The sequence below is a fragment of the Enterococcus sp. AZ149 genome (assembly GCF_051714285.1).
GTDB lineage: Bacteria > Bacillota > Bacilli > Lactobacillales > Enterococcaceae > Enterococcus_D > Enterococcus_D entomosocium.
Genome location: NZ_JBIORO010000003.1, coordinates 44,213 through 56,503, shown reverse-complemented (window position 1 = coordinate 56,503; position 12,291 = coordinate 44,213). Strand labels below are relative to the sequence as shown.

Sequence of the window (12,291 nt, the reverse complement as noted above, 5' to 3'; positions counted from 1 at the left end):
ATTCGTTCGAAAACAGGTTGAAAATCTTCCCGAAATGCGATTTGTGCAACGTTGTCTTCGATTCGAATCCACATCTCAGATGTACGATCGATCAAATGAAAACTTCCGTTTTCAAGAGTTTGAATTTTTGAGAACGAAATATCTGAAAAAACACTGTTTAGAAGCAATTCTAGTTTTTCCTTATCTGTCATAGTTGATCCGCCTCTTTTTCATAATTTGGGATACCTCTCGATCATAGCCGCCACTTTTTCGTATCCTTGTCTCTTTAGTTGCTTCTCTTTTTCTTTGAGATCCTCGTGGCATATAAAGAAACCAATCATATCTTTTACTTGCAAAATTCCGGATCGGTCTGACACATAACAATACTCTTTTGCTGCTTTATCAACGATAATCGCATGATTATTGTAGTAGTAAATGCTGTTCAACTCACCTTTTAGTGGCATAATGAGTCACCTCAATCCTTCTTTGCATCATCAGTTACTAAGACAAACCGATTGGTACCTGTGATTAGTTGGTAAGTCCGTTGACAACTTTTACATTGATAAAATTCAGTCGGATAGAAAAAACCACTTTTTCGTACTCTTCCTTGCTGTGCTAGCTCACCGCAATCACACTGAACCCACTTTGGCGGCCAATATAGTCGTTTGTTGTAAGGTGTAATCGGGACTTTCCATTGCCCACCATAACAATTTCTTTCTTCAGTCATTTATCATTTCATCTCCTGCCGTTTGTTGTGATAAATAGTAAGGTTCCATTATCCAGTTGAAGTCCTATACGTTGATTTTGATCATCTATTGCTGCAGGGACGTAATTTGAAATCCCCCGCTTTCCCAATTCATCCATAAGTCTTTCCAATGCTTCTTCATAAGAGTTATATTTAACTTCCTTGAAGACTATTTGTTGTTTTTCAATGTAAAAGTACCAATATTCCTTTAAGGACTGTCCTGTTAGATTTTCCATACCTTTAGACGTTATAACCAAGGTTTTTCCGAACATACGTATCTCGCCTTCAGGGATTCTATCAGGGTATTTTTTAATCATTTGTCGAACATAGCTTTCCTCGTATCCCCATCTCCTAGACGCTTCAGGGGCTGTCATTAAATCGTGACTCATTAAATCATATTTCTTCTCGCTCAAAAGGATACCTCCTATAAGAAAACACGATAAAGTGTGCGCATATAAAGTACACTTTATCGTGTTTTTTGAAACGTTACTTGTGATTGATCTTTATGCTCTTTGACTATTCATATAAATAATTCTAAAGTATTCGGAGAGCAAATTCATAGCTCTATCTTCAAGCAACTCATCTTCCTCCAGATTAATATTATAATCATCTTCATGGATAACAATAGTTGCTCGTTCGTAAGCGTACCATCCATCCAGATAATACACTTCGATATTAGACCGCGGTCTTTTTACCCCATAGGCAAAGAGTTGGTCATCTACAAGGGAAAAATACGCTTTGTCTCTTTCTCTGTTAGCAGCAATTGAATGAAACTCTAGTCGGTTAATTGAAAATCGTTCTTCGAATCCACCTCTGACAACAATAGTTTTCATTTTTTCTTTATACTCATTTTTTGCTTGTTTATAGCCCATCTGAAACCCTTTTTTGAAGTCAATTGTCTGTATATCTTGAATCTTGTCTTTTTTTTGTTCAATAAATTTCTCCAGTGAATGGGGATCAATTTCATATCCGGTTTTTTTTGAAGGTAGTTTCGCCTTTATTTTTCCTTGTCGAATCCATCGACGAACCATTTGAACACTGTTTGTTATTCCTTCTCTTTCCAATATTTCTAGAGCTTGCGAAATATCCATTGTATTACCTCCATTACGTTATTCTAATAATGTTATAAGTAACATAATGATAGCATAGTGTTTCGAAAGAAAGCCAGTTCACTTTATTGTACTGTGGCAACCCCTGTTTGATAATCAATCGCGACACCATCTTGTACGTTGTGAATGATTATGTTAAAGGCTATCTCGTCATCCTCAATGCTCTGAGCTTCCATTTGTACTGCACGCGGTAGCAGCTCTTGATCTCGAAATAAAGGTGTTACACGATAGCGTACGTGATTATTGGTTTGACGAAGATAGTTTGCGACTTCATTCTCATATTGGACCATATAGATTTGATTTAATTGCTGTGTACCTGTAAAAAGATTTTTCCAGTTTGCATCTTCTCCAGTCATCTGGTGACCAATACTATGAGAGCGATTATAGAGCCAAACACCATCAGCAAGTTTCTTTTGATTCCATCCAGTAGGATATACATTAGAAATATCTCCGCGGTCTTCAGTCGGCATCAACTCTCTGTGTAACATTGCTTCTGCTTTACCCACCCGGTTGAGATAGTCCAGATCAGAAAACTTTTGCCAATATCCGTTCGACAAGCTAAGTTCTTCTTCTGTGAAATCTGGTCTATTCTGATTTACCTTTACAACAACATTTTCACCGTCAAAGTCTGGTATGTTGGCTAGTTCTTCTGCAGAGATTGATTCCTGGTATAGCATATCATTAATGAAACTAGGCAACTCTATATCGATTGTTGAAAAATCTATTAATGACGCTGTAACCCCCAACATAGTGATCAATGCTGCTAGTATGAATTTTGACTTATGTTTCATTACACTCTCCTTCAAGTTAATTTATTTTGCCTAAGTCATCTATTTTGGTGGATAACTGACTAAACCAGCGATCCGTCAACTGCCAATAATGTCGGTTCATTGTCATTAATACAATCAAAAACTTGCACCTCTGCCTCTTCACTACCGACTGGCTCCCCTGTTTCTTCACTCACTGTATTCGCAACTTTTGTGACCGCATCTGGCTTTTCAAGTTCCTTCATACTAGCCATAAAATCTTCTTTATCTTCTACGTCACACACTACTTCTTCATAAAATCCAATACATTTTTCTTCATTTTCAGCTGCTACAATTGCAAAATACGGGTTATTAATTTCAAAAAATCTCATTTTTTATCTTCCTTTCTAGTTTGCTATTTCTTCCACTAATAAACTATCTTGGTGGATACCTAACTAAATTAGTGTTTCAAACAGACTTTCAAAGATACCAACTGGAATACTATTCCCGGCCTGCTTATACATTGGCATTCGAAATCTTCCGTTTCTCTCAACGGTCGAAGCAGCAGCAAAGTAATCATCGTCTGAATAACCTTGTAGTCGCCAGCACTCCAGTTCAGTAAGATATCTATAACGTTCTTTCCCACAGTCAATAACTTGTGCTGGTGTACGATCCTGTCGAGTTGTTATCGTGTAAGCATAATCTTGAATCACTGTTGCACGTTTGATTCCTTTTTTTCCGATAACGGATAAGACACTAGGCTGCGTTACGTTGTAGATTGGATCAACCTGGTCGTTATTAAGCAAAAACTCTTTGATATCTTTCATAGGTTTACGATTCAAAATTTGAAAGTTAAAAGGTTCTTGATTAAGAACTGAAATCGTAAATACCCTTTGCCTTGCTTGCGGTAGACCGAAATCTCTTGCGTCTAACAATTCAAATGAATTCGAATACCCTAGTTTTTCCATTTCATCGAGATACCGATTGAAATTCTTTCGCATGTGTTTGTACAATACACCTTTGACATTCTCCCAAATCACAATCCTTGGTTTCCACATACCCATATCAGCTATGATTTTAATTGTTTCCCACATCAAGCTAGATCTAGTTTCCGATCCCTCATCAGCACCTTTTTGATGACCAGCAATAGATACATCCTGGCAAGGCGATCCGTGAATCAAAATATCTGGCTTAAGGTTCCAATTAACAACTGACTGAGTACTAAACGGTAACTCGTTTGCAAAGATAGCATTGTAACTATCAACGGCTTTCTGATCGATTTCAACGTAGTCTATTGACTTAGTCGGTATCCCTAAATTTCTTAATGCAATCCGAGGGCTGCCAATCCCTCCGAACAGTTCTAAAATCTGAAGCACTGGCTTCACTCCTCCGGTTGATTATTTTGGTGGGATAGAAGAACAATTATGATAACCAAATTTCTTTATATCGCCTTGATCCTTCTTCAACATAGTTATCTATAAATTGAATATCTTCAGCTTCAAAATACTTCAAAAAATCGGAACGTCTCAAATTAAATTCTTGTATTAGTTCTGCCCCTGCACCATTGCCATAATGTTCTATATCAAGTGACATTGCGTCTCTCATTGCCGAAAAATATCCCTCGTCAAAATGGTGCTGCTCTTTTTTCGATCTCATGAATAAATTCCTTTCTAGTTTTCTATTTCTTCCCATCAGTGACTAAATTAAGTGAATTATTAAGATCTTTTCGGGCTTTGTCAGTCCGTTTTACAGCGGATTTATACACTTCAGATTCTTTGCTATACCCTAATGATTCGAGTTCTGACAAATCTCTTTCCAACTTTTCTACCCACATTTTTTTATGATCCATTTGACTGTATCTCATATTTTTTCCTCCTATTCCGTTATATCTTCCACTTAATAAACTCTAACCCTTTTAACCTCGTGAACCACCTGATCCCCTGTATCTTCAAATGTAGAATTACATGACAAACTTTGATTATCTGCCATGGTCTCTGTTCTGAGTCCTGCTCTTTGGTCATATTCAACTTGATCCCAGAAAGCTTTTTCAGCTTTTTTTCTGCTAGAGAAGATAGCAGGACTTGGATCATCTCCTGTTGGCTGAGAAATCAAAATCCAAACATGTTTCAAGAATCGCACCTCATTCCGTTATCTCGTCGATTAGATGACTAGATTAATTCCCTGAAGCTTAAAAAGGAAGGTTCTTATATGGTTCTAGGCTGACTGTTGGAATTGAAAAAGGCCAATAGCGATCATCGTAATTTTTTATTTCTGCTTCAGAAAGTTGATATTGCATGAGTTCTAATTCTTTCAGCATTGCCTCGTCAACTAGTTTGTAATTCCCCTGGCCATCATATATTTTTGCAAGATATTTATCCTCCAGTTTTACGATATATCGTAGCTTTTCCTCCGCTAATTTGCTTTCCACGTAATCTCTTCCCTTCATTTGCAATGTAGTTACCGGTAACTTTATTATATCATGTTCGATTTAATATTACTAGTACTATTAAAGACGTATCCATTAAAATATGAATTTTGGAACTGATTAAGGAAAAAAGTTTCTTCGTAACTTTCTATGGTTCCGTCAATATACAGTCGTTCGCTTCGTACCATCTTCGACTGCGCTCTCTTCCTTTGACACTGCGCTATATTGACTGAACCAGTCTGATCATTATTTGATCAGACTTATTTAAAAGGAACGCGGGCAACGCCCGCTTTTCCCCCAACAATCTACGATTGTCGGGTCCCCCTGCGTGTGCTACGCACACTTTTAGGCCGCTTGCAGCGGCCCCGTTCCTTTCGATCGAGTTATCTTCCTTCCTGACTCTTTTCCTTTGGTTGAAACGGCAACGCCGTTGCCTTTTATCACAGGTATTCAGTTCAAACAAGGATTAAATGCACGAGAGCTGCATCGAACTGAAGGTCGTGCAGCTCTTCGTCCTTGTTTGCCCTTCCACCTGTAATCTATTCAACCCATCAAAGGAAAAGCGAACCTTCAGTTAGAGACATCCTCTTTCTAAAGGAAGTCCTTTGTAAAAATTACACAGGAGGAATAATTATGGGATACCACACGGATTTTATCGGTGCTTTTGAAATTGACCGTCCAGTTACTGACGAAATCGCCACACTTCTTAGAGGTTTAGCAACCACTAGAAGAATGAAAAGAGACAACGAGCAACTCATTCAAAAAGGCTATGGTGATTGTGGCGTGGACGGTGAATTTTTCTGCGTCGACGACGGTCACTACGGACAAGAATGCGAATTAGATACCGTTCTCGATTATAATCAACCACCATCTACGCAACCTGGACTTTGGTGTCAATGGCTGCTAGCTGAGGACAATCAAACGCTTGAGTGGGATACAAATGAAAAGTTTTATTGTTATATTGAATGGATACAATACCTAATTGAACGAATACTAAAGCCAAATAATTACGTACTAAACGGAGCAGTAGCTTATCGTGGAGAAGAATTTAGCGATTTTGGCTATTTAGAAGTTGTAAACAACCAAGTAATTGATCACTTTCAAGAATGGAGTGATCACATTGGCTAATTGTTGCGATTTTAATATGAGAATTACTGGTAGCGAACAATCAATCAAAAAGCTATTACAACTTATGCAGGTACCACAATCAAGATCAAATACAGGGTCATCACTTTCCATAGCTAGTAACTTTTACAGAACCTATGAAGCCTTACTATACCTTTCAGACGAAACAAACCTGTGGATTGACGGGTACTGTGCTTGGAGTGTTCAGTTATGTTTCATCGACGATCATTCAAACTGGGCGATCAACCTTGTCTCAATATCAAAAGAATTGAATCTCGAAATCACCATTAAGTCATTGGAACTAGGGTGTGGGTTTCCCGAGTATTATGTGATTAAAAATGGCGAAGTCGTTATAGATACCTGCAGAGAGATTGACTATTATTATTTTTATGACGAAGACGACGAGTTTATAGAAGAACGAGAATCGGAATATGAGTCCTTTCTGAATATTGATTAAAAAAAGCAACAAGAAGTGAGTCACCAAATTACTCATTTCTTGTTGCCTTTTAGGAGACAAATTGCTGGCGCAATTTGTAGTGAATTTGTCCATATACAGTCATTCGCTGCGTACCATCTTCGACCGCGCTCTCTTCCTTTGACGCTACGCTATATGGACAAATTCAGCCAGCTGTTGCCACAGCTGACGTTTATTAAAGAGGAACGCGGGCGGCGCCCGCTTTTCCCCCACCGATCGACGATCGTCGGGTCCCCCTGGCGTGTGCTACGCACACTTTCCGGCCGTTTCCAACGGCCTCTCAGGCTATCGCCTTCACTTTAGCGCTCCTACGTCGCGCACCGACCTTCCAGGTCTCCACCTTTCATCGATTCAATTTTTCTTTGAGAAGAACGGCGGTTCCACCGCCTTATATCATACCTTCCATTCAACCGACAAGGGTAAATGCACAACACCTGGATCCAGCTGAAGCTGGTCCATCTGTAAGCCCTTGTCGCTCATTCCAGGTATGATCCATCTTCTGCATCAAAGAAAAACACATCAAATCAATGAAAGGCAAAAACCTTTCTGAAGGAGGCACTCTCATGCGAGACAATAAAATTCAAGGATATTTGGAACTCTCCATGCAAGCAGACAATTACTTAAGGAGCTTGTCTATCAATCATTATTTAGATTTACCACTATATGAAATGTCACATGTCGTATCAGGCGATCAACTCTTTGATTTATTAAGAAAGCGGGGCTTGATTATTTCTCCAAACTGGCTCTACCAAGTTCCCTTCCAAGCTTCATTTGAAGAAATAATTGAAGGTAGAAAGGTTCATGACAAGTGCAAGTCTGACACGCATTGGTTAGACTATCTGCTTGAAAAATATATCAAAGACAAAGATTCATTGGATACCCCATTTATGCTCGATTCACACAAAACTAGCATCAATTCTTTGTTGGCATTCTATACTATTGGAAAACCAGGTAGTAAAAATCTTGACGAAACCCCGTTATACGTTCTTTTCACTGCATTGAGAGCAATTATTGCTAAACGGTTAATCAAAGAGAATATCAGCGATATTCGACAATCAAGAAGTCCGTTGAACGACGTCAAAGCATATTTTTGAGGATAATATGAATTTAACCATTCAACCAATTGAATGGTTATTTTTTGCCCTTTCAGGAAACAAATTGCTGACGCAATTTGTAGTGAATTTGTCCATATACAGTCATTCGCTTCGTACCGTCTTCGACTGCGCTCTCTTCCTTTGACGCTACGCTATATGGACAAATTCAGCCAGCTGTTATCACAGCTGACGTTTATTAAAGAGGAACGCGGGCGACGCCCGCTTTTCCCCCACCGATCGCCGATCGTCGGGTCCCCCTAGCGTGTGCTACGCACACTTTCCGGCCGTTTCCAACGGCCTCTCAGGCTATCGCCTTCACTTTAGCGCTCCTACGTCGCGCCCAACCCACAGAACGGGATCTCTGCCTTCCATTTATTTTTTCTTTTGAAAAGAACGGCGGTTCTACCGCCTTCTATCACACCTTCCATTCAACCAACAAGGGTAAATACACAACAGCTGGATCCAGCTGAAGCTGGTCCATCTGTAAGCCCTTGTTGCTCACTCCAGGAGTGATCCATCTTTTCTGTCAAAAGAAAATATAAAAAAAGAAAGGCAAACCCTTTCTGTAGGAGGTCAAACCATGCCACAAACGTATTATGAAGAATTTTCACGATTGCCTAAAGACAAAATGGCGCAAAAAATGGAGGATATGACGTTCGCTTATAACGAAACACGTGTCCCTAAAAAGCACTATAAAAAATTATTGGATATGGCCCAAGAAGAAATGATTGAAAGCAGTGTTGAGCTTAATCTGATTGACACTTACTATCGAACGATTGAACAGCTAAAGAAGGCAAACCCCAAATGGCTATTTCAAGCTTTAGTGTGTATTGATAAAGGAATCAAACCTAGCACGATTAAGCCTGATGAGTATCAAGCGTTAGAACTTACATGGCAAAGATTTAATGACGACAAGAAAGCAAAAACAACGGATAGCCAATGGTTGGACTATTTCGAATCAATAAAAGTAAACGGCGCTTTCTATTCATTCACCGAAAGAGAGGACGACTAAAATGAACTTAAATAATTGTTTCATCCTAGAAATCATGGACAATGAACTACTTTCTTCCTTAACAGATTCACCAAATCTTGGAAAATACGAAACCGGCCATGACATTCTTGAAGTCCAAAATGAAACCTTTGCTCTCCAAGTTTGGGTAAACAAAATGTATGGTCCGGCTGAAGTCGAATGCAACTTCGGTAAAAAGGTGAATGTTAATGTTCAAACCGGTGAATATGAATTTGATTATCTGGATAGTGCCGATTTTGTTGAAGCTTGTAAAGATATCCCGCCTATGGCGGTTGCTTTAGGATTCTTTCTTAGCTTTTTAACACATTACGAAGGAGTGTAAAACCATGAAAAACGAACAAAAACTACGATACAAAAAAGAAGCAATCAAGCGTATGAAAGCCCTTGGTATCATTGACGATACGATTCAACAATTCGAACAAGCTGACTTGGTTTCCTATTCTTTACGTGGAGGAAACTATTGGCTAGATAATAGCTTTAAGCAATTAGTCGCAGAGTTTGAAGAAAAGCACGATTATCTCGTGTATTACGCTATTTTAAGCTACACCGCCATCGGCAAAATGCTTTCTCTCTTCTATGTTTCAAACCGAGAAGAAGAATGGTCAGGCGATTGGAAAGAACTCAATGAAGGCTTTCAAATGTCCTATGTTTTCAATTTGGATATTCCCGAATACTCAGAATTTGGACTCATTGGTTTCAAACCAATAGTTGGTGGCTTGATTCGAACTGCATAAAAAGCAAACAAGAATAGGGAAACCTATTCTTGCCTGCTTTTTGGAAACAAATTGCTGGCGCAATTTGTAGTGAATTTGTCCATATACAGTCATTCGCTTCGTATCATCTTCGACTGCGCTCTCTTCCTTTGACGCTACGCTATATGGACAAATTCAGCCAGCTGTTGCCACAGCTGACGTTTATTAAAGAGGAACGCGGGCGACGCCCGCTTTTCCCCCACCGATCGACGATCGTCGGGTCCCCCTAGCGTGTGCTGCGCACACTTTCCGGCCGTTTCCAACGGCCTCTCAGGCTATCGCCTTCACTTTAGCGCTCCTACGTCGCGCACCGACCTTCCAGGTCTCCACCTTTCATCGATTCAATTTTTCTTTGAGAAGAACGGCGGTTCCACCGCCTTTTACCATACCTTCCATTCAACCGACAAGGGTAAATACACAACACCTGGATCCAGCTGAAGCTGGTCCATCTGTAAGCCCTTGTCGCTCATTCCAGGTATGATCCATCTTCTGCATCAAAGAAAAATACATCAAATCAATGAAAGGCAAAAACCTTTCTGAAGGAGGTCAATTTATGAACAAAAAGAAAGAAATCATCAATAAGCTGCAATCGATCACAGGCAAGAATTCAATTGGTGGGGTATTTAACGACTGGATCCACCTTATGGCCTATACGTTGTCAAATACACTTGATCGTAAGCACCAGAAAGAACGAGAGGCTTTGTATCTTCAGACAATAGCCAAATATACAACGGTACAAGCTGTAACGTTCAGTGAATGCCTTGACCTTCTAGTCAATGCTATGGAATCAGAAACCATTGACTGGTTAGGAGAAATTTACATGGAACTTAGCTTGGCAAATAAATCGATGGGCCAGTGTTTTACGCCAAATCATGTGGCTAGACTGATGGCGGAACTCAGCCTACCTTCAATAATAGCCGAGATTGAAGAGAAGGGCCGCATTCATTATTATGAACCTTGTTGCGGATCGGGATCCATGATAATCGCATTAGCCTCAGCTTTGAAAGATAAAGAGTACAATAGTCAGACAAAACTAACCATCCATTGTGAAGATTTAGATCAAACATGCCTATTAATGTGTTACGTTCAACTGTCTATTCTAGGGATCAAAGCGAAATGCCAGGTAAAGAATACACTGACAAATGAGGTGTTTTCAACCTGGCAGACCCCTTTTTCAATCCTTTTTGGCTGAACTATTTAACCCAAACTGCTGGTAAGTTATACTAAAAGGGAAGAATCTATAGCCACGTAAATCCAATACTTATTCTAAAGGAGAAATCAAAATGGATGAAACAACGGTATACACCTGCAAATATTGCGGAACGACCCTAACAAGCCATTTGATGTGCGACTTTTGTCAAATAGGGTTTTCACCTTCAGAAGTTTCTACAGATCACAGGAGAGCCTCTCAAATTCCGGAAGAACTGCCCATCCTCGAAAATGAGAATGAGGTATTACAACGTGGGACGCTGGATTTGATGCAAGAAAAGACCTTAACGTTATACTATCTGTTAAAAATCGCACGAAAAGCCAAGGATACGGCTTTTCGCGCGAATGAAGATCAAAAGCTGGATCACCTTGTCAAAAAAATTTATGTGATTGAGAATCTGATTTTTGAACGAGAAGGCATCTATCCCAAATCAATGCAAGACTCTGTTTTAAAGAAAAAACGCACGGAATTGATCGACTTTCAGAGTTTTTTAGAAGGCAAAGATCGCATGATTATGAAAAATTTCCAACGAAAAAAGTAGTATCCTAACCAGGATACTACTTTTTATTTCGAGTATATTCCTCTCCGGTGACCGACTTCCAATGCTAATATGATCATTTGATCGTCATCTATTTTTACGATAACGCGATAGTTCCCAATTCGATAGCGCCATTTCCCAGCATGATTACCTACTAAAGCTTTTCCTGTTTTCCTTGGATCACTTGTACCATCAATATTCTTCGATAACCATTTCAAAATAGTGATTGCTTCAAAACGATCCAGTTTTTTTAGTTGTTTGTCAAAGCGAGTCGTCGTTTCTAAAGAATACGTCATTACTAATCCACCATTCCATATTCTTCTAGTAACTTAGATAATGGATTAGATTTTTTATCTTTCAAGTATTCTTCATAGGCAAGATCTCCAATTTTAGCGTCGTATGCATCTTCTAAAGATTCTAGCGTCTTTGTTTTCATTAAGTCAGATAAGCTTTTTCCTTCAAAATTGGCCATATGATCCAGAAACATTTTTTCTTCATCTGAAACACGTACAGTTATAGTTGCCATATTCTACCGCCTCCTTTGCTTCTGACTCAATTATAGCATGAACACAATTGTGTGTAAACACATTTGTGTTCATATTTTGTCAAAAAGGTAAGTCATTTGGATCTACAAGAATTGATTCATATTCACTTTCAAAGGCACTGTAGCTGCCATCTTCAGGTAACTCCCCAGTTGGGTTGGTATTTCCAGCCTGACGCTGTCTTCGCGCTTCTACGACTTCTTTTGACTCCAGTAGCTTGATTGTTTCTACGTTGATTTCCATCACAGAAATGGTTTGATCATTTTTTTTATAGCTTCTCGTCTCGTTTCTGCCCTCGATACTGACAAGAACGCCTTTGGATCCATACTTTCCAATATATTCTGCTGTCTTTCTCCAGGCAATACAGGGAAGATAGTCAGTGACTTCCTTGCCAGTTTTATCTTTATACCCTCTTCGGATGGCCACTTTGAAATTTGCGACTGAAAGGCCAGACTTGAGTTCCTTTACGATTGGTTGTTGGACGAGCCGTCCAACGCCAGTAAATCGATTCATTTGTTTTC

The 12,291-nt window shown here is 39.3% G+C and carries 22 protein-coding genes; 7 read left to right on the top strand and 15 right to left on the bottom strand.

What is annotated here, in order from left to right; all coding sequences use genetic code 11:
• The 12 genes from IGI94_RS17095 to IGI94_RS17040 all read right to left on the bottom strand — a co-directional run.
• On the bottom strand, positions 1–191 hold a 191-nt coding region (locus tag IGI94_RS17095), incomplete at its 3' end, for a hypothetical protein (protein WP_438900059.1).
• Between the two features lie 18 nt (positions 192–209).
• Complete coding sequence (locus IGI94_RS17090; RefSeq protein ID WP_438900058.1) at positions 210–443, bottom strand: hypothetical protein; 234 nt, start codon at positions 441–443, stop codon at positions 210–212.
• A gap of 11 nt (positions 444–454) precedes the next feature.
• On the bottom strand, positions 455–706 hold the full coding sequence (locus tag IGI94_RS17085; protein ID WP_438900057.1) for a hypothetical protein: 252 nt from the start codon (positions 704–706) through the stop codon (positions 455–457).
• 8 nt (positions 707–714) lie between these two features.
• Entirely contained in the window at positions 715–1,137 is a 423-nt protein-coding gene (locus IGI94_RS17080; protein ID WP_438900056.1) for a helix-turn-helix domain-containing protein, read from the bottom strand.
• Between the two features lie 90 nt (positions 1,138–1,227).
• A complete protein-coding gene (locus IGI94_RS17075; protein WP_438900055.1) occupies positions 1,228–1,815 on the bottom strand; it encodes a hypothetical protein in 588 nt (195 codons plus the stop codon).
• An 83-nt stretch (positions 1,816–1,898) separates the two neighbouring features.
• Positions 1,899–2,624, bottom strand: a complete 726-nt coding sequence (locus IGI94_RS17070; protein WP_438900054.1) for a DNA/RNA non-specific endonuclease — start codon at positions 2,622–2,624, stop codon at positions 1,899–1,901.
• 59 nt (positions 2,625–2,683) lie between these two features.
• A complete protein-coding gene (locus IGI94_RS17065) occupies positions 2,684–2,971 on the bottom strand; it encodes a hypothetical protein (protein WP_242691847.1) in 288 nt (95 codons plus the stop codon).
• A gap of 63 nt (positions 2,972–3,034) precedes the next feature.
• Positions 3,035–3,955 (bottom strand): DNA (cytosine-5-)-methyltransferase, encoded by a 921-nt coding sequence (gene dcm, locus IGI94_RS17060; RefSeq protein WP_086333159.1) that lies wholly within the window; start codon positions 3,953–3,955, stop codon positions 3,035–3,037.
• Positions 3,956–4,001: 46 nt separating this feature from the next.
• On the bottom strand, positions 4,002–4,235 hold the full coding sequence (locus IGI94_RS17055) for a hypothetical protein (RefSeq protein WP_086333158.1): 234 nt from the start codon (positions 4,233–4,235) through the stop codon (positions 4,002–4,004).
• 22 nt (positions 4,236–4,257) lie between these two features.
• On the bottom strand, positions 4,258–4,443 hold the full coding sequence (locus tag IGI94_RS17050) for a hypothetical protein (RefSeq protein ID WP_086333157.1): 186 nt from the start codon (positions 4,441–4,443) through the stop codon (positions 4,258–4,260).
• Positions 4,444–4,475: 32 nt separating this feature from the next.
• Positions 4,476–4,709, bottom strand: a complete 234-nt coding sequence (locus tag IGI94_RS17045) for a hypothetical protein (protein WP_086333156.1) — start codon at positions 4,707–4,709, stop codon at positions 4,476–4,478.
• 58 nt (positions 4,710–4,767) lie between these two features.
• The gene (locus IGI94_RS17040) at positions 4,768–5,007 is read right to left on the bottom strand and encodes a hypothetical protein (RefSeq protein ID WP_438900053.1); all 240 of its coding nucleotides are present in this window, start codon (positions 5,005–5,007) and stop codon (positions 4,768–4,770) included.
• Between the two features lie 630 nt (positions 5,008–5,637).
• On the opposite strand from IGI94_RS17040, the gene IGI94_RS17035 reads away from it, so the two are divergent.
• The 7 genes from IGI94_RS17035 to IGI94_RS17005 all read left to right on the top strand — a co-directional run bounded on the left by IGI94_RS17035 (position 5,638) and on the right by IGI94_RS17005 (position 11,231).
• Entirely contained in the window at positions 5,638–6,132 is a 495-nt protein-coding gene (locus IGI94_RS17035) for a hypothetical protein (RefSeq protein ID WP_438900052.1), read from the top strand.
• A 1,035-nt stretch (positions 6,133–7,167) separates the two neighbouring features.
• Entirely contained in the window at positions 7,168–7,698 is a 531-nt protein-coding gene (locus IGI94_RS17030; RefSeq protein WP_438900051.1) for a hypothetical protein, read from the top strand.
• 580 nt (positions 7,699–8,278) lie between these two features.
• A complete protein-coding gene (locus IGI94_RS17025) occupies positions 8,279–8,710 on the top strand; it encodes a hypothetical protein (protein ID WP_086333066.1) in 432 nt (143 codons plus the stop codon).
• Position 8,711: 1 nt separating this feature from the next.
• A complete protein-coding gene (locus IGI94_RS17020; RefSeq protein ID WP_438900050.1) occupies positions 8,712–9,050 on the top strand; it encodes a hypothetical protein in 339 nt (112 codons plus the stop codon).
• A 4-nt stretch (positions 9,051–9,054) separates the two neighbouring features.
• Positions 9,055–9,462: a hypothetical protein gene (locus IGI94_RS17015; RefSeq protein WP_438900049.1), complete on the top strand. Its 408-nt coding sequence runs from the start codon at positions 9,055–9,057 to the stop codon at positions 9,460–9,462.
• 571 nt (positions 9,463–10,033) lie between these two features.
• Entirely contained in the window at positions 10,034–10,672 is a 639-nt protein-coding gene (locus tag IGI94_RS17010) for an N-6 DNA methylase (protein ID WP_438900048.1), read from the top strand.
• A gap of 91 nt (positions 10,673–10,763) precedes the next feature.
• Positions 10,764–11,231, top strand: coding sequence for a hypothetical protein (locus IGI94_RS17005; protein ID WP_223347183.1), 468 nt, complete (start codon positions 10,764–10,766; stop codon positions 11,229–11,231).
• Positions 11,232–11,254: 23 nt separating this feature from the next.
• On the opposite strand, the gene IGI94_RS17000 is transcribed toward IGI94_RS17005, so the two are convergent.
• From IGI94_RS17000 to IGI94_RS16990, 3 genes are all read right to left on the bottom strand, one after another.
• Positions 11,255–11,524: a type II toxin-antitoxin system RelE family toxin gene (locus tag IGI94_RS17000; RefSeq protein ID WP_086333153.1), complete on the bottom strand. Its 270-nt coding sequence runs from the start codon at positions 11,522–11,524 to the stop codon at positions 11,255–11,257.
• A gap of 2 nt (positions 11,525–11,526) precedes the next feature.
• The gene (gene relB, locus IGI94_RS16995; protein ID WP_086333152.1) at positions 11,527–11,754 is read right to left on the bottom strand and encodes a type II toxin-antitoxin system RelB family antitoxin; all 228 of its coding nucleotides are present in this window, start codon (positions 11,752–11,754) and stop codon (positions 11,527–11,529) included.
• A 79-nt stretch (positions 11,755–11,833) separates the two neighbouring features.
• Positions 11,834–12,283, bottom strand: coding sequence for a single-stranded DNA-binding protein (locus IGI94_RS16990; RefSeq protein ID WP_086333151.1), 450 nt, complete (start codon positions 12,281–12,283; stop codon positions 11,834–11,836).
• Positions 12,284–12,291: the final 8 nt, after the last annotated feature.

Excerpts from the sequence above, each read along its gene's own strand:
- IGI94_RS17090 (WP_438900058.1), bottom strand. The coding sequence starts at position 443 with ATGCCACTAAAAGGTGAGTTGAACAGCATTTACTACTACAATAATCAT.
- IGI94_RS17085 (WP_438900057.1), bottom strand. The coding sequence starts at position 706 with ATGACTGAAGAAAGAAATTGTTATGGTGGGCAATGGAAAGTCCCGATT.
- IGI94_RS17075 (WP_438900055.1), bottom strand. The coding sequence starts at position 1,815 with ATGGATATTTCGCAAGCTCTAGAAATATTGGAAAGAGAAGGAATAACA.
- IGI94_RS17070 (WP_438900054.1), bottom strand. The coding sequence starts at position 2,624 with ATGAAACATAAGTCAAAATTCATACTAGCAGCATTGATCACTATGTTG.
- IGI94_RS17065 (WP_242691847.1), bottom strand. The coding sequence starts at position 2,971 with ATGAGATTTTTTGAAATTAATAACCCGTATTTTGCAATTGTAGCAGCT.
- IGI94_RS17055 (WP_086333158.1), bottom strand. The coding sequence starts at position 4,235 with ATGAGATCGAAAAAAGAGCAGCACCATTTTGACGAGGGATATTTTTCG.
- IGI94_RS17050 (WP_086333157.1), bottom strand. The coding sequence starts at position 4,443 with ATGAGATACAGTCAAATGGATCATAAAAAAATGTGGGTAGAAAAGTTG.
- IGI94_RS17035 (WP_438900052.1), top strand. The coding sequence starts at position 5,638 with ATGGGATACCACACGGATTTTATCGGTGCTTTTGAAATTGACCGTCCA.
- IGI94_RS17030 (WP_438900051.1), top strand. The coding sequence starts at position 7,168 with ATGCGAGACAATAAAATTCAAGGATATTTGGAACTCTCCATGCAAGCA.
- IGI94_RS17025 (WP_086333066.1), top strand. The coding sequence starts at position 8,279 with ATGCCACAAACGTATTATGAAGAATTTTCACGATTGCCTAAAGACAAA.
- IGI94_RS17020 (WP_438900050.1), top strand. The coding sequence starts at position 8,712 with ATGAACTTAAATAATTGTTTCATCCTAGAAATCATGGACAATGAACTA.
- IGI94_RS17015 (WP_438900049.1), top strand. The coding sequence starts at position 9,055 with ATGAAAAACGAACAAAAACTACGATACAAAAAAGAAGCAATCAAGCGT.
- IGI94_RS17010 (WP_438900048.1), top strand. The coding sequence starts at position 10,034 with ATGAACAAAAAGAAAGAAATCATCAATAAGCTGCAATCGATCACAGGC.
- IGI94_RS17005 (WP_223347183.1), top strand. The coding sequence starts at position 10,764 with ATGGATGAAACAACGGTATACACCTGCAAATATTGCGGAACGACCCTA.
- IGI94_RS17000 (WP_086333153.1), bottom strand. The coding sequence starts at position 11,524 with ATGACGTATTCTTTAGAAACGACGACTCGCTTTGACAAACAACTAAAA.
- relB (WP_086333152.1), bottom strand. The coding sequence starts at position 11,754 with ATGGCAACTATAACTGTACGTGTTTCAGATGAAGAAAAAATGTTTCTG.
- IGI94_RS16990 (WP_086333151.1), bottom strand. The coding sequence starts at position 12,283 with ATGAATCGATTTACTGGCGTTGGACGGCTCGTCCAACAACCAATCGTA.